Origin of the sequence: Microbulbifer hainanensis (assembly GCF_014904735.1) — a bacterium.
GTDB classification, from domain to species: domain Bacteria; phylum Pseudomonadota; class Gammaproteobacteria; order Pseudomonadales; family Cellvibrionaceae; genus Microbulbifer; species Microbulbifer hainanensis.
In genome coordinates this window covers 15,895-31,906 of sequence record NZ_JACZCR010000034.1, presented here as the reverse complement: position 1 = coordinate 31,906, position 16,012 = coordinate 15,895, and the positions used below count along the sequence as shown (strand labels likewise).

The 16,012-nt window shown below is 61.7% G+C and carries 11 protein-coding genes; 4 read left to right on the top strand and 7 right to left on the bottom strand.

What is annotated here, in order from left to right; all coding sequences use genetic code 11:
• Positions 1–1,354 (top strand): glucose-6-phosphate isomerase (gene pgi / locus IG168_RS14650; RefSeq protein ID WP_193165165.1); only part of this gene is annotated, 1,354 nt, incomplete at its 5' end.
• Positions 1,355–1,471: 117 nt separating this feature from the next.
• Here pgi and IG168_RS14645 read toward each other — a convergent pair.
• From IG168_RS14645 to sbcB, 5 genes are all read right to left on the bottom strand, one after another.
• Positions 1,472–2,101, bottom strand: coding sequence for a MarC family protein (locus IG168_RS14645; protein ID WP_193165164.1), 630 nt, complete (start codon positions 2,099–2,101; stop codon positions 1,472–1,474).
• 15 nt (positions 2,102–2,116) lie between these two features.
• Positions 2,117–2,878: a slipin family protein gene (locus tag IG168_RS14640; RefSeq protein WP_193165163.1), complete on the bottom strand. Its 762-nt coding sequence runs from the start codon at positions 2,876–2,878 to the stop codon at positions 2,117–2,119.
• 11 nt (positions 2,879–2,889) lie between these two features.
• The gene (locus IG168_RS14635; RefSeq protein ID WP_193165162.1) at positions 2,890–4,320 is read right to left on the bottom strand and encodes an NfeD family protein; all 1,431 of its coding nucleotides are present in this window, start codon (positions 4,318–4,320) and stop codon (positions 2,890–2,892) included.
• A gap of 75 nt (positions 4,321–4,395) precedes the next feature.
• Positions 4,396–5,412, bottom strand: a complete 1,017-nt coding sequence (locus tag IG168_RS14630) for an aspartate carbamoyltransferase (protein ID WP_193165161.1) — start codon at positions 5,410–5,412, stop codon at positions 4,396–4,398.
• Between the two features lie 275 nt (positions 5,413–5,687).
• Positions 5,688–7,127: an exodeoxyribonuclease I gene (gene sbcB, locus IG168_RS14625; RefSeq protein ID WP_226877006.1), complete on the bottom strand. Its 1,440-nt coding sequence runs from the start codon at positions 7,125–7,127 to the stop codon at positions 5,688–5,690.
• Positions 7,128–7,391: 264 nt separating this feature from the next.
• On the opposite strand from sbcB, the gene argS reads away from it, so the two are divergent.
• Both argS and IG168_RS14615 read left to right on the top strand, forming a co-directional pair.
• Positions 7,392–9,128 carry an arginine--tRNA ligase gene (gene argS / locus IG168_RS14620; protein ID WP_193165160.1) on the top strand — a complete coding sequence of 579 codons (1,737 nt, stop codon included), beginning with the start codon at positions 7,392–7,394 and terminating at the stop codon, positions 9,126–9,128.
• Between the two features lie 98 nt (positions 9,129–9,226).
• Entirely contained in the window at positions 9,227–10,114 is an 888-nt protein-coding gene (locus IG168_RS14615) for a dTDP-4-dehydrorhamnose reductase family protein (protein WP_193165159.1), read from the top strand.
• Between the two features lie 53 nt (positions 10,115–10,167).
• Here IG168_RS14615 and IG168_RS14610 read toward each other — a convergent pair whose 3' ends face one another.
• Positions 10,168–10,473: a hypothetical protein gene (locus IG168_RS14610; RefSeq protein WP_193165158.1), complete on the bottom strand. Its 306-nt coding sequence runs from the start codon at positions 10,471–10,473 to the stop codon at positions 10,168–10,170.
• A gap of 159 nt (positions 10,474–10,632) precedes the next feature.
• Entirely contained in the window at positions 10,633–12,351 is a 1,719-nt protein-coding gene (locus tag IG168_RS14605; RefSeq protein ID WP_193165157.1) for a GGDEF domain-containing protein, read from the bottom strand.
• Positions 12,352–13,086: 735 nt separating this feature from the next.
• On the opposite strand from IG168_RS14605, the gene gcvP reads away from it, so the two are divergent.
• Positions 13,087–15,975: an aminomethyl-transferring glycine dehydrogenase gene (gcvP, locus tag IG168_RS14600; protein WP_193165156.1), complete on the top strand. Its 2,889-nt coding sequence runs from the start codon at positions 13,087–13,089 to the stop codon at positions 15,973–15,975.
• Positions 15,976–16,012 lie beyond the last annotated feature (37 nt).

The window sequence follows — 16,012 nt, the reverse complement described above, 5'->3', positions numbered from 1 at the left end:
CCGCCCCGCCCTGCACACCGCACTGCGCTTCCAGGGCAAACCACAAACGGAACACGAGGAAGCCGTGGCCGAATGCCGCGAGCAGATGCGTCGCTTTACTGAGAGCGTGCACAGCGGCAGCTGGCGCGGCTTCACCGGCGAACCGATCCGGCACATCGTTAATATCGGCATCGGCGGCTCCGACCTGGGCCCGCGCATGGTGGTCGAAGCACTGCGCCCCTGGCACTGCGAGGGACTATCGACCCATTTTGTCGCCAATATCGATGGCGCCGACCTGAGCGACACACTCGCCGGCCTGCCGGCGGCCAATACATTGTTTATCGTCGCCTCCAAGTCTTTCTCCACACTGGAGACCCGCCAGAATGCGCTGTCCGCGCGGCAGTGGATGCTGGACGCCGGCTGCGGTGAAAAACAGCTGGCCCAGCACTTTGCCGCGGTGAGCAGCAACATTGTCGCCGCACAGGATTTCGGCATCGCCGCGGAAAACATCTTCCCGATGTGGAACTGGGTGGGTGGCCGCTACTCCCTGTGGTCGGCCATCGGCCTGCCGATAGCACTGGCCTGCGGTTACGAGACCTACGCGCAACTGCTCGCCGGCGCGCACGACATGGACCGTCACTTTGCCAGTGCGCCACTGAGCGAAAACCTACCGGTGCTGATGGCCCTTATTCATTTCTGGTACCGGCAGTGCTGGGGAACGGGAAGCCAGGTAGTACTGCCGTATGCGCAGCGCCTGGCAAAATTCCCGGCCTGGTTACAGCAGCTGGATATGGAAAGCCTCGGCAAGAGTGTCAGTCGCGAAGGCCACCCAGTCGATTACCCCACCGGCAGCGTTATCTGGGGTACGGAAGGCAGCAACGGCCAGCACTCCTTTCACCAGTTATTGCACCAGGGTACCGACCTGATTCCCGCGGACTTTATCGCGATCAAGGAACCGACCTCACCACTGGTCGAACAGCACCGCTGGCTGCTGGCCTGCTGCCTCAGCCAGAGCCAGGCACTGCTGCGCGGCAAAACCCTGCACGAGGCCCGTCAGGAGCTCGAGCAGCAGGGACACACCCACCGGGAAGTGCACGCTCTGGCGCCGCACAAGGTGGTTCCCGGCAACCGCCCCAGCAATACCCTGATTGTCGAAAGGCTCGACCCGCGCCATCTCGGCGCCCTGTTGGCGCTGTATGAACACAAAGTATTTGTCGGCGGCTGCCTGCTCGGCATCAACCCCTTCGATCAGTGGGGCGTTGAACTGGGCAAACTGCTCGGTGCACGGGTTCACGAGGCCATCGGTCAGGTGGCGCCGGAGGACTGGGACGATTCCACCCGCAGCCTGCTGGGTAAACTGTTTGACGAAGCCTGATCACCCGGACGGGGATGTTCGGGCTGCAAGTCGAGCACACTAGAGCCAATTGAGCCAATTGAGCCAGTTGAACCGGGAGCATGGCGGACATCCGCCACGATCCCGGCAAGCTCCGGGTCAAGTATTCAACACCGCCAGCCAGCGCTCCACGCCTTTGAGGATCATATCCACCGCAAAAGAGCCGGTGAACAGCGCCGTGATGCGCCCCGCCACTTCGATATATTTACGCACGTAGCGCTCGTGCCGGGTCTGTACCCAGTCGTAGAGGACTTTCAGCACAATCAGGGAGAAGAGGGCCACCCCCATCGCCAGGGTAATCGCGGCGGATCCACCGGCAGCACCCAGGCGGCTGCCGGCCAGTACGCTGGCACTGATGGTGCCGGGCCCCACAATAAACGGCATAGCGATGGCACCGGCCACTTCCTGCGAGTGCAGGTTGATGCTCTGGATCGGAGATCCCACGCCGAGCGTCAGGCGTATGCCGATAATCAGGAAAGTAATACCCCCGAAGATCAGGAACGCGAGGAAGCGCACCTGCAGCACATCGTCAAAAATGACCTCGCCGAACCAGGCAAACAGCAGGAATACGGACAGGCTGATCAGGAAGGCGCGCAGCAGCAGGCCGGAAAACACGCGCATTTCCAGTCCGCGAATCAGGTCGAGCAGGTAAACGCTGAGGATAAAAGGGTTGAGCAGTACCAGCAGCAACAGGAACGATTTGTTGAACTGCTCCAGGTCGAACTCCATCGACAGCGGGCTCCCCTAGGGTTTTTCCCCGACCACTTTTTGCATAATCGGCTGGATCAAATCCAGCGGTAGTGGAAAGACGATGGTGGAGTTTTTCTCGCCGGCGATATCGATCAGCGTCTGCATATAGCGCAGCGTAATCGAGTTGGAATTCTTCGACAGTTGGTCGGCAGCCTCGGTCAGTTTGCTCGCCGCCTGGGCCTCGCCCTCGGCGTGGATCACCTTGGCGCGCCGGGCGCGCTCGGCCTCGGCCTGCTTGGCAATGGCGCGGATCATGCTCTCGTCGAGATCAATGTGTTTGATCTCGACATTGGTCACTTTCACGCCCCAGGCATCGGTCTGCTCATCGAGAATCTTCTGCAGGTCCACATTGAGTTTATCCCGCTCCGACAGCATCTCATCCAGTTCGTGCTTGCCCAGCACCGAGCGCAGGGTGGTCTGGGCCAGCTGGCTGACCGCCTCGTTGTAGTGCTCTACATTGATGATCGCTGACTGCGGATCGATCACCCGGTAGTAGACGACGGCGTTGACCTTGACGGAGACATTGTCGCGGCTGATGACGTCCTGGGAGGGGACATCCATCACCACCGTGCGCAGGTCCACCCGCTCCATCGTCTGGATCACCGGAATGATAATGATCAGCCCCGGTCCCTTGACCGCCTGAAAGCGACCTAGAAAAAACACCACCGCCCGCTCGTACTCGCGCAGGATGCGCAGCGCATACATTATCAGCAATGCGATGGCCGCCAGCAGCAGCCCGGTAAAGTAACTGATCATTGTTCGTCTCCTCAGGTGTGCTGTTTCATATTGGATTCCGGTTCCACCTGCAGGGCCAGACCGTCCTGGGCAACCACTGTTACCCGGTCGCCGGGCTGCACGGGACTGTCACAGCGGGCCTGCCAGATCTCGCCGCCCAGATGCACCAGTACATCGTCGCCCTGCAATTCGATGACCACTGCCGTGTGCCCCACCATCGCCTTGTTGATGGCGAGGCGCGGTTTGCGCAGGCTGCGCCCCACCGCCCACAGCAGCCCGAGCAGCCCCAGGCCGCTGACACCGGCAATGGCACCGATCAATCCTCGCGATATCTGCATGCCCGGCACGTCGCTGTCGATCAACATGACCGAACCGATCACCAGCGCGATCACGCCGCCAATACCGAGAGCACCAAAGCTGGGAACGAACAGCTCCGCCACGATCAGCAGCGCGCCGACGATAATCAGCGCCAGTCCAGCGTAGTTGATCGGCAGCACCTGCAGCGCGTAAAACGCCAGCAGCAGGCAGATAATGCCGACGATTCCGGGCACCATCGCACCCGGGCTGTAGCCTTCGAAGATGAGACCGTAAATACCAATCAACAACAGAATATAGGCCACCTGGGGATTGGTGATCAGGGCCAGTATTTTGCTGCGCCAATCCGGTTCATAGGTGCGCACTGACAAATCGGCGAGATCCGCGGGCAGCGTCACGGCGCCGGATTCCAGCTCCACCTTGCGCCCGGCCACCTGCCGCAACAGGTCTTCGTTGTTCTTCGCCACCAGGTCTATGACGTTCTGCTGCAGCGCTTCGTCCGCGGTCAGCGTGGCCGCCTCGCGCACTGCCTTTTCCGCCCAGTCGGCGTTGCGCCCATAGCGCTTGGCCAGGCCGCGGATAAAAGCCACAGCATCATTGGTCATCTTGCGTTCCATGGCCGTGCCGGACTGCCCGGAATCGCTTTCGGCTTTTGGTTTGTCTCCATCGCTGTCGCCGCTTCCGCTTTTGTCCGGTGGCTTCTGCGGCGATTCGCCCGGTCCCGGCATGCCGCCTATCTGCACCGGGGTCGCCGCACCGAGCGTCGTCGCCGGTGCCATGGCGGCAATGTGGCTGGCATAGAGGATATAGGTCCCGGCGCTGGCAGCACGGGCACCGGACGGATAGACATAAGTCGCGACGGGAATATCGGAAGCGAGGATGTGCTGGATGATGTCACGGGTGGCGGCGTCGAGACCGCCGGGGGTATCCATATGGATAATCACCAGTCGGGCGCCGGCTGCCTGGGCATCCGCCATGGCCCGATCCAGGTAATCGGTAGTGGCCGGGCCAATGGCCCCCTGAATGGAAAGCTGCGCCACATGGGGTTGCGGCGACGGCTGCGCGCAGACAAGCGCAGCCAGTCCCAAAAGCAGCAGCGCGGCGATCCTGGCCGCCCTGCGCCCTTTATCTGAAATCCGTTTCAGCATGGCTCCGATCCTGGATGGGGAACAACAGCAGGTTATCAGAAATAACCCGCGTGTGTGGCGGACTGGAGCCGGTCGTTATACCGGATTGCGACGAACGTGCCAGCGGACCTCGTGGGAATATTGATCCACCTTGTCTTCCACCCCCAGTAACAGCGCAAACAGCGCCATGCGCACCAGCAGGCCGTTGTCGGTCTGACGGAAGATGGCGAGGCTCGGGTGCTCGTTCAGGTCGGTATCCAGCTCGTTGGCTTCGGCGCGGGAGTCCCGCGGCAGCGGATGCATGATCACCGTGTTCGGCTGGGCGTGACGGGTGAAGATTTCCCGGTTCAGGCGGAAGCGGCCGCGATAGAGGTTGGCCTCTTCCTGGGAGGCGAAGCGCTCCTCCTGGATACGGGTGGAATAGACGATGTCCACCTGGGAGATGGACGTTTCCAGTTGGTCGGAGATGGTGACATCGTGGCCGGCGGCGCGCAGTTTCTCCACCACGGCTTCCGGCATGGCCAGCTCCGGCGGCGAGACCAGAACGATCTGCACCTTGCCGAACAGGCACAGCAGTTTGCACAGGGAGTGTACGGTGCGACCGTGCTTGAGGTCGCCGATCATGGCGATGCGGAAGTCGTCCAGCGTGCGGCCGTGGCCTTCCAGTTCCTTGCGGATGGTATAGAGGTCGAGCAGCGCCTGGGTCGGGTGCTCGTTGGCGCCGTCACCGCCGTTGACCACCGGTACCCGGCTGGCCGCGGCGAATTCGGCCACCGAGCCCTCCTGTGGGTGGCGCATGCAGATCACGTCGCTGTAGCCCGACAGCACCCGCGCGGTGTCGTACAGGGACTCGCCCTTGGCCATCGCACTGGCCGAGATTCCCACAGTTTCGCGCACGGTGCCGCCGAGCAGGTTGAAGGCAGCGCCGAAGCTCAGGCGCGTGCGGGTGCTGGGTTCGAGGAACATATTGCCGAGGATGGCGCCTTCCAATACGCGAGTGACTTTTTCACGCCGCGCAAAGGGCCCCATGGTGTCCGCCACCTGGAAAATGCGGTCGATATCGCCGCGTTCGAACTGACTGACGGAAAGGATATTGGCTCCGATAAAGTCCATTGGTGCTCCGTTGTTTGCGCCTTGTGGGCGCCAGTTTTTGCCGGGGGCATTCTACTCGGGCGCGGGCCAAGCCGGTAGGGCTCCGCACTCGCAGCCTGCATCGGATACCGCGCTACTTTGGCCGGTCGCCTAGCAGCCCAGTACCAGTACTGGGCGTGTCCGGGGCGGCGCCGCTACCGGGATCAGCTTGCTCAACAGCCTGATCGGCAATCGTTTCGCAAGCGGCTCCCGGTAACGGCACCTTCGCATCCAAGCTCGGCATCCTCTGCCAGCAATTAGGCCAGCAACCCGTCGCCCCAGGCCTCCAGCTGGTCGAGCAGCGCCGACTTGTCTGGATACTGCGCGCGCAGCGCGGCGATTTCCTCAAAATAGGGCTCCAGCGTGATGCTGGCGCCGGCCTGCGGATCCGTCAGGCGGCGGTAGCGCCACTCCTGCCAGCGCTGCTGCTCTTCCGCCGACAGCGTCTCGGGGAAGTTACGCGCGCGCAGGCGGAACAGCAGTTCCGGCAGGCGCTTGTCGGCAAACGGTACCTGGCCCGCCAGCGCCTCGGGACCGCGCTCGGCCACCGCGCGCTGCAGGTCGCGGCACAGGTCGCGGTCGGCGTCGTTGAGGAAACCGTCGTAGAGGCTCGCCTCCACATCCCGCGGCGGGAATTCGCTATCGAGAAATACCCGGTGCAGTTTCTGGGTCAGGTCCAGGTCCCGCAACCGCTGCCAGTGGGCCTCGCAGGCGGCCTTGTCGATGCCCAGTTCGGCGGCGCGGGCGTCGTCGAGCATGTTGGCCGGCGCCAGCACCGGGCACTTGTTCAGGTGCACCAGCTTGAGCCCCGCGGGTAATTCGCCCTCGCCAAGCTTGTCGCGGCCCGTATACAGGCGCTCGCGCAGCGCGTCGGCATCCAGGCTCAGGATCGGTTCCGGGTCCATTGCCAGGTTGGCGACGATGACCGCATTGCGGTTTACCGGGTGCATTGCCAGCGGCAATACATAGGTCAGGTGCCCCTGGCTGGCCGGCACCTTGCCGGAAATATGCAGCAGTGGCTTGCGGCTGCGCAGGTCGATCAGCTTGGCCGCCTCCTGCTTGCGGCGCAGGCGATAAACGTAATCGTAGAGTTTCGGCTGGCGGGTGCGGATCAGGCGCGCCATCTCGATAGTGGCGCGCACATCGGAGAGCGCGTCGTGGGCACCCTCGTGGGCAATGCCGTTGGCCGCGGTCAGCTCCTCCAGGCGGAAAGACGGCACGCTCTCCCCATTGGCGGTTTCCCGCTTTGGCCACTGGATGCCCTGGGGACGCAGCGCGTAGGTCAGTCGCACCATATCGATGATGTCCCAGCGGCTGTTGCCTGAGCGCCATTCGCGCTCGTAGGGATCGAACAGGTTGCGGTAGAGCGTGTGGCGGGTCACTTCGTCATCGAAGCGCAGGCTGTTGTAGCCGACGCCGCAGGTGCCCGGGGCACCCAGCTCGCCCAGTATTTTCTGGATAAACTCGAACTCGGGGATACCTTCGGCCAGCGCGCGCTGGGGGCTGATGCCGGTGACCAGGCTGGCCATGGGCTGGGGCAGGCAGTCGCTGGCGGGGCGGCAATAGACCATCAGCGGCTCGCCGACGATATTCAGGTCCTCGTCGGTGCGGATGCCTGCAAACTGGGATGGCTTGTCCGCCCCGGGATCCGTACCCCAGGTCTCGTAATCGTGCCAGTAGAGTGTCGTTGCGCTCAAAATTTCCCTCCCCTTTATCCTGGACGCATCATAACACCCGCAGCCGCCGCAACCGGACATCGCCACGCAGCGGCCAACCGGCGTAAACTGTCTTCAGGGCGTCCGGCGCCCGCGGATAACGGCGCGGAGCGCCAGTGCGCCGGCATCCCCCCGGCAGGAGCGGCCTTGCAAAGCCGCCACCGCCCTTTAAAATCCCGCGTTCCTAGTATTCCTATAGAACCCAAGAACCAGAACCCAAGAACACAGCAGCAGTAACCCCCACCTATGAATATTCGCCAGCTCCTCACCGACAAGTTCCAGGCCGCCATGCTCGCAGCCGGCATTCCCGCAGACTGCGGCCCGATTGTGGCTCCGGCCAAGAAAGCGGGCTTCGGCGACTACCAGGCCAATGGCGCCATGGGGGCGGCCAAGCGCATGGGTACCAACCCGCGCGAGCTGGCAACCAAGATCCTCGAGCACCTGGATCGCGGCGATATGATCGAGAAGGTAGAGATTGCCGGGCCCGGCTTCCTGAACATCCACCTGAGTGAGCAGTGGCTGTCTGCGAACCTGGCCGCCGCCGAGGCGGATCCGCGCCTGAACATCGAACCGGTGGCGGAGCCGCAGACCATTGTCATCGACTACTCCCACCCCAACCTGGCCAAGGAGATGCACGTCGGTCACCTGCGCTCCACGATCATCGGCGACGCGCTGGCGCGCCTGCTGGAGTTCCAGGGCCACACCGTGATCCGCCAGAACCATATGGGCGACTGGGGCACCCAGTTCGGCATGCTGCTGGCACACCTGTCCGACAAGCTGGCCAACAACGACGCCGAGGTGGCACTGGCGGACCTGGAGAAATTCTACCGCGAGGCCAAGGTGCGCTTCGACGAGGAGGAGGGTTTCGCCGACCGCGCCCGCGAATATGTAGTAAAACTGCAGGGCGGCGACGCCGACTGCCTGAAACTGTGGCAGCAGTTTATCGATATCTCCATCAGCCACAGCGAGGAGATCTACGAGAAGCTCAACGTCACCCTGAAGCGCAGTGACGTCTACGGCGAAAGCCAGTACAACGACGATCTGCCGGTGCTGGTCAAGGAACTGCTCGACCGCGGCATCGCGGTCAAAGACCAGGGCGCCGTGGTGGTGTTCCTCGAGGAGATGGCCGACAAAGAGGGCAACCCCAGCCCGATGATCATCCAGAAACAGGGCGGTGGTTACCTCTACGCCACCACCGACCTGGCCGCGATCCGCTACCGCGCCAACAAGCTGAAAGCCGATCGCCTGCTCTACGTCGTCGACGCGCGCCAGTCACTGCACCTGCAGCAAGCCTTTACCGCGTCGCGCAAGGCGGGCTTTGTCGACAATTCAGTGACCCTGGAGCACTGCGCCTTCGGCACCATGATGGGCGACGACGGCAAGCCGTTCAAAACCCGCACCGGCGGCACCGTGAAACTGGCCGCGCTGCTGGATGAAGCGGTGGAGCGCGCGCAGAAACTGGTGGCGGCGAAAAATCCGGACCTCAGCGCGGAGGAGTGTGCGGAAATCGGCCGCGTGGTCGGTATCGGCGCGGTCAAATACGCCGACCTGAGCAAGACCCGCACCAACGATTACGCGTTCAACTGGAACGCGATGCTGAGCTTCGAGGGCAACACCGCTCCCTACCTGCAGTACGCCTACACCCGCGTACGCAGTATTTTCCGCCGCGCCGGAGTCGAGCCCTCCGAACTGAAGGGCGAGATCCACCTCGAGACCGCCGAGGAGCGCGCGCTGGCAATCAAGCTGTGCCAGTTCGGTGAAGTAATCGACCAGGTGGCCAAAGATACCTTCCCGCACGTACTGTGTGCTTACCTGTACGATCTGGCCAGCGCCTATATGGCCTTCTACGAAGCCTGCCCGGTGCTGAAGGAAGGCGTCTCCGAGGTACAGAAGCAAAGCCGTCTGCAACTGTGCGACCTGGTAGCCCGCACCATTGCCAGCGGACTCGATTTGCTGGGTATCGAAGTCCTGGAACAGATGTAAGCGGGGCCGGGTTTCCGGCACAGCGCGAGACAGGCACAGGGGCGGACCAGGGGGTTCGCCTCTGTTGTTTTGGCCCCCTAAAACAGGATGAAGCAATCTTGAATATTCTGATAACCGGCGCCTCGGGCCTGCTCGGTCGCAGCCTGTTCAAACGACTCACCGCCAACCCCGCGTTTGACGTTACCGGGACTGCCTTTTCCCGCGCAGGGAATGAACTGCGGCAACTGGACCTGACCGATTTTGGACAAGTGCGTGGACAGCTCCAGGAATTGCGGCCACAACTGGTGATTCACTGTGCCGCCGAGCGCTGGCCAGATCGTTGTGCCGAACAGCCGGATGCCGCCTGGGCACTGAACGTCGATAGCAGCGCGCAGCTGGCCCGGCTTTGCAACGACAGCGGAGCACAGCTCGCCTATATCTCCACTGATTACGTGTTCGATGGCAGCGCGCCACCCTACTCCGTCGACGACACCACCAACCCGATCAATTTTTACGGCCGCAGCAAACTGGCCGGTGAAAATGCAGTACTCGCCAACGGCAATCACTGGGTACTTCGCGTGCCCTGGCTGTTCGGCCCGGTGCTGGAACTCGGCGAATCCGGCGTAACTGCCCTGCTGGACACTGTGCGCAACCGGGTTCCAACCTCGCTCGACGACTGGGCCATCCGCTACCCGACCAGTACCGAAGACATTGCCGCGGTACTGGAGCAGAGCGCGGCGAAAATCGCTGCGGGAGAAGAATTCAGCGGGATCTATCACTGGAGCGCCAGTACTGCCTGTACCCGCTACGGGCTGGCAAAACTGGTGGCCGAAGCCTGCGACCTTCCCGCGGATCACCTTAGCGGCGACCAGTCACCGCAATATGGCGAACCCCGCCCGCACAATTGCCGACTGGATCGCTCGCGATTGGAAAAAATGGGAATCAGCGCGGATGAACCGCTGCGGCAGCAGCTGGAACGCTATCTGCGACCCTTTCTTGACCGGTAAACGGTCAAATAATTGACGGGTACCGCTGGAAACTTTCGCTTGGGGCCAGTCGCTCAGGCGATTTTCGAGGGTGGGACAGAAGTCGGGGAAAGGGGAGCAGCCAGGTGATGCACCACGGCCAGGTCCGGAACCTCGACGCCATCGCCGCTGAGTATCTTCGCCACCAGTAGCTGCGCACCGGGGAGCTGGCGATCCTGCATGATCCACAATTCCGAGTACCAGGCCAGAGGCCCGCAGTCTTCCTGTGGTACGTCGACCACGGACTTTTGCATCAGCGCCGGTATGCCGGCTTCCTCGAGCAAATTACAGAGGTAACTGACTAACAGTTGATCACTGCCGATATAGATTCGTTGCGCCATCGTGAATAAATTCCGCAATCCCTGCCGGCTTCCAGCATTTCCTTTTATCCTTATTTTTCCCGCGGTGACAGCCTGAAAAACCACAGCGGGTATCGTTAAAAATAGACCAATAAGGCGCAGTGCGGGGGAGATGATGCCAGGCTCGGGTGGGAATCAGTGTCAAACACGCTGGTCGGTATGGACTATCATGTCCTGCTTGCCTCGCTCCGCGTGCGCCGAGGCAATCTGTTCAATACCGGACAACTCGGTCGAATACAGCTGGTAACTATTTTTGCCGTGATACTTGGCGTGATACATCGCAATATCCGCCTTCTGCAGTATGCTTTCCAGTGTCTGACCGTGCTCCGGAATGGCAACCACGCCGATACTCAGGGTCACCTGCACCAGTTCATCGCCGATGCGAACCGGCTCCGCAACAATGCTCAACATTTTTTCCGCCAAGGTGCGATAAGTCCCACCGCCGGCAATAGAGCGCACGAGCACACAGAACTCGTCACCACCGAGGCGGGCCACAATATCGCCAAAGCGCATGACGCTGACCAGCCGCTGGGCGACCACGCGCAGCAGGTCGTCACCGCGCTGATGGCCGAGAGAATCATTGACCTGTTTGAAATCGTCCAGATCCACAAAAAACAGGTAAGCCGTCCCTTCCCCGGCAGAGTTATCGCGCAGGTACTTTTTCAGCGCTTCGACGAGATTGTGCCGATTGGCGAGTCCGGTCAGCGTATCGTACATGGCGATCCGCTCCAGCCTGGCAGTGTTCTGCGAAACCATTTCCTGCATCAACTCGAGCTGATCGCAGACCGCCAGGCCGGTAGAGTCCAGCACATCGATCTCGTCGTAGTGGCTTCTGGGCTTGGATATCGGGCGTATCAGGCTGCGGGCTGCATCGAACTGGCCATCACTCAACAGTGGCAGGGCCGCCGCCAGGCGCTTCAGCCGGAAGATCGGCCGCCACAACAGTGCAGTGAGGGCACCGATAAAAATAGCTGCCCCCAAGGCCGAACACAGTAACAGCAGCCTCAGTGAATCGCCGATATGCTCAACCTGGTCGGAGACATCGTCGACGATGATGAATTGTGCTCCCGCCTCATCGCCAACGCTGACCGGCAGGGTTTTGATATCGAAATGCTTCCGCCCGAACTGGTAAGTCTCGGCGAAATGCAGGCCCGGCAGCAGCAGCTGATCGGCCGCGAGCTGGCGCAACAGCGGCATCAACTTTTCCTCGGAGGTCAGCGCGATGACATCCCGGTTCCACTCTTCCAGGAAACTGCTGGCATGAAAGGCGGGGCCGCGGTGACGACCGGATAGAATGCCGATATCTGACCCGGTAATCTCGTGAAAGCTGAGTAGCTCATCGGCCAGAGAGCGATCCAGCTGCAGTACATAATCCCTGCTGTTTCCGGCAATCACCGACACCGCCAGACTCTGCACGCAGGTGCGACTGCAATGCACACGCGTCAGCGGCTGACCGCTGATGATCACCTCGCGGACCTGTTCCGGGGTCAGCCTGCGCGTGGTCGCCCCCCAGAAGATCGGCGGCTGTGTTGCACTGGTATACAGTTTCAGCGACTCCAATCCCCAATTGGCCTCCAGGTAATCCCACTGCCGGTCGAACAGCCCGCGCAGGATTTGCGGGTCGGCGGAAGTGCCGTTGCGCCACAGTACAATCAAATCAGTGAGCTGAATCAGCTCTTCGCGCGACTGATTGAGCAGGGCCGCCACCTGATACTGGTAACTGAGGTAGCGGTTCTCGCGATTTTTTTTCAGCAGGGATTGCAGGTTGCCGTTACCCAGCAGGATAAAAAAGAGGCAAATCGCCGCTATCAGCAATAGCGAAAAAATGCTGGTCTTGAACCTGAGACTGTGAAACTGCATTTCCCTTGCAACTCCAGTTTCCGCATTAGCCGCGCTGGTATCCGATGTGCCCGTTTGTCGAACCGACCACACTCACGGTGCCACCTCCCAAGCGGGTTCTATTGGGCGAATGCTTGCCGGTGCGGACCGAACACAGCTAAGGCTGCGCTATCAGTGGGAATGCACAGTGGAATGGCGGGCGCGACGAGCCGGGAACCCCGGGCGACAATACTTTTATCGTTTCGGTGGCGGCGAGTGCCACGACCTGTCGGGACGGGCGAAGAGGACTCGCTCACTGCGGGCACTTTAAGACGTATGCGCCGACTATCTCTATCTCCCGGTCACCGGCTTCCGCCGGCACTTCCAACTAGGCTCGATGCCACCGAGTATGGTCGAAAGTCCGGTCAGCTGCGGACAGTGAGCGGGCGGACTAGTATAAAATTACGCCAATGACCGATTTACAGGATATATTTCACAGTTAGCGACATTAAATAGCACAATTAACGCGAAAATCCGGCGGATTGCCCGTTTCGCTTGCGATTGCTAAGATGCGCGCCGACTCACCGGGCCCAGCGCCGCATTTCCGGTTGCTGCAGCCCACCTCCCTTCCTGTATTGCCCCGTCGCGGAATCCCCATAAGGTGCGGCGAGGCGCCGGCAGGGAAAGGGCAAATACCCGGCAGAGTAACGCCGGTGCTATTTTTAACCGCGGGCGCACCTCCAGCGACGACTCCCTGCGATTACAGGAACGAAGTTTATGACCCAGCCAACCCTTCAGCAGTTGGAACAACACGATGCTTTTATCCACCGTCATATCGGCCCGGACCCAGTCCAGGTACAGGCGATGCTGGAGGCCCTTGGCGTATCCAGCATCGACGAGCTGATCGAAAAGACGGTACCCGCATCGATCCGTAAAGAGGACGAGCTGGATCTGGCCGATGCGGTCAATGAGCAGGAAGCGCTGGCGGAGCTGAAATCCCTGGCCGGGCGCAACAAGATCTACCGCACCTTCATCGGCATGGGCTATCACGACACGATTACGCCCAACGTCATTCTGCGCAATGTGCTGGAAAACCCGGGCTGGTACACCGCCTACACCCCGTACCAGCCGGAAATCGCCCAGGGCCGCCTGGAAGGCCTGCTGAACTTCCAGCAGATGATCATGGATCTCACTGGTATGGAACTGGCCAATGCCTCCATGCTGGACGAGGGCACGGCGGCGGCCGAAGCCATGGCCATGTGCAAGCGCCAGGTGAAACGCAACAAGTCCAATGTGTTCTTTGTCGACGCCGACTGCCACCCGCAGACCATCGCCGTGGTCAAAACCCGCGCCGAACACTTCGGTTTTGAAGTAGTCGTCGGCAACCCGGAGCAAATGCCGGCCGAACTGTTCGGCGCCCTGCTGCAGTACCCGGGTTCCACCGGCGTAGTCCGCGACCTGACCGATATCATCGCCAAAGTGCACGAGGCCAACGGCCTGGTGACCGTCGCCGCCGATCTGATGAGCCTGGTAGCCCTGAAGGCTCCGGGTGACATGGGTGCGGACGTCGTGGTCGGCTGCAACCAGCGCTTCGGCATCCCGATGGGTTACGGCGGTCCGCACGCCGGTTTCTTCGCCTTCCGCGAAGCCTACAAGCGCTCCGCGCCGGGCCGTATCATCGGAGTCTCCGTGGACAGCAAGGGCAAGCGCGCGCTGCGCATGGCCATGCAGACCCGCGAGCAGCACATCCGCCGCGAAAAGGCCAACTCCAACATCTGTACCTCCCAGGTACTGCTGGCGGTGATGAGCGCCTTCTACGCGATCTATCACGGTCCCGAGGGCCTGAAGACCATCGCCGCGCGCATCCAGCGCCTGACCGATATCCTCGCCGCCGGACTGGAAAAGAAAGGCTTCAGCCTGACCCACGACAGCTGGTTCGACACTCTGACCGTCGCCGCTGCCGGCAAGCAGGAAGAGATCTACCAGCGCGCCCTGGCTGCGGAAATCAACCTGCGCAAAGTGGGCAACGATGCCCTGGGTGTCAGCCTGAACGAAACCACTTCCCTGCAGGATGTGGCCGAACTCCTGAACGCCTTTGCCGGCACCGAGCACGGCGTCGACCTGCATGCGCTGGACAGCGAAATTGCCGCCAAGGGCCCGCAGGGCGTACCGGCTTCCCTGGTGCGCAGCAGCGAATTCCTGACGCACCCGGTGTTCAATACCTACCACTCCGAAACCGAGATGCTGCGCTACCTGAAGACCCTGGAGTCCAAGGACATCGCGCTGAACCACTCGATGATTCCGCTCGGCTCCTGCACCATGAAGCTGAACGCCACCGCGGAAATGATCCCGGTGACCTGGCCGGAATTCGGCAAACTGCACCCCTTCGCCCCCGCCGATCAGGCCGAAGGCTACGCGGCGATGTTCGAGCAGCTGCAGCAGATGCTGGCCGCCTGTACCGGTTACGACGCCGTCAGCCTGCAGCCCAATGCCGGCTCCCAGGGCGAGTACGCCGGCCTGATCGCAATCAAGAAATACCTCGCGGCCAAGGGCGAAACCCAGCGCGATATCTGCCTGATTCCCGCCTCTGCCCACGGCACCAACCCGGCGTCGGCGATGATGGTCTCCATGAAAGTGGTCGTGGTTGCCTGTGACAACAAGGGCAACGTCGATATCGGCGACCTGAAGGCCAAGATCGAAGAGCACGGCGACCGTATCGCCGCGCTGATGGTCACCTACCCGTCCACCCACGGCGTGTTCGAGGAAGGTATCCGCGAAATCTGCGACCTGGTACACCAGGCCGGCGGCCAGGTGTATATCGATGGCGCCAACATGAACGCACTGATCGGCGTCGCTGCGCCGGGCCAGTTCGGCGGCGACGTATCGCACCTGAACCTGCACAAGACCTTCTGTATCCCGCACGGTGGCGGCGGCCCGGGCATGGGCCCGATCGCGGTCGGCGAGCACCTGAAGCCGTTCCTGGCCGGTCACCCGGTGACCGGGGTACCGGAAACCGATCCGGTCAATGGCACCATCTCCGCGGCACCCTGGGGCTCCGCCAGCATCCTGCCGATCAGCTGGATGTATATCCGCATGATGGGCAAACAGGGCATGAAGCAGGCCACCGAGATGGCCATCCTGAACGCCAACTACGTCGCCAAGAAACTCAGCGAGCACTACCCGCTGCTGTACACCGGCACCAATGGCTTCGTCGCCCACGAGTGTCTGGTGGACCTGCGCCCGCTCAAGGAGGCCAGCGGCATCACTGAGGAAGACATCGCCAAGCGCCTGATGGATTTCGGCTTCCACGCGCCCACCATGTCGTTCCCGGTAGCCGGCACGCTGATGATCGAGCCTACCGAGAGTGAATCGCAGGAAGAGCTGGACCGCTTTGTCATGGCCATGGTCACCATCCGCCAGGAAGTGGAAGACGTGATCAATGGCAAATACAGCGCCGAGGACAATCCGCTGCACAATGCGCCGCACACCCAGGACGACGTCATGGTCGACGAGTGGGCTCACGCCTACTCCCGCGAAGTCGCCGCACGTCCCGCACCCTGGCTGAAAGCGCACAAGGTGTGGCCGGCGTCCAACCGTATCGACAACGTCTACGGCGACCGCAACCTGATCTGCTCCTGCCCACCGGTGGAGAGCTACATGGAATAACTTCGGTCGCCGACCGGAAGCAACAGGCAAAACGAAA

Excerpts from the sequence above, each read along its gene's own strand:
- argS (WP_193165160.1), top strand. The coding sequence starts at position 7,392 with ATGAATATTCGCCAGCTCCTCACCGACAAGTTCCAGGCCGCCATGCTC.
- IG168_RS14610 (WP_193165158.1), bottom strand. The coding sequence starts at position 10,473 with ATGGCGCAACGAATCTATATCGGCAGTGATCAACTGTTAGTCAGTTAC.
- IG168_RS14605 (WP_193165157.1), bottom strand. The coding sequence starts at position 12,351 with ATGCAGTTTCACAGTCTCAGGTTCAAGACCAGCATTTTTTCGCTATTG.
- IG168_RS14645 (WP_193165164.1), bottom strand. The coding sequence starts at position 2,101 with ATGGAGTTCGACCTGGAGCAGTTCAACAAATCGTTCCTGTTGCTGCTG.
- IG168_RS14630 (WP_193165161.1), bottom strand. The coding sequence starts at position 5,412 with ATGGACTTTATCGGAGCCAATATCCTTTCCGTCAGTCAGTTCGAACGC.
- IG168_RS14640 (WP_193165163.1), bottom strand. The coding sequence starts at position 2,878 with ATGATCAGTTACTTTACCGGGCTGCTGCTGGCGGCCATCGCATTGCTG.
- gcvP (WP_193165156.1), top strand. The coding sequence starts at position 13,087 with ATGACCCAGCCAACCCTTCAGCAGTTGGAACAACACGATGCTTTTATC.
- IG168_RS14635 (WP_193165162.1), bottom strand. The coding sequence starts at position 4,320 with ATGCTGAAACGGATTTCAGATAAAGGGCGCAGGGCGGCCAGGATCGCC.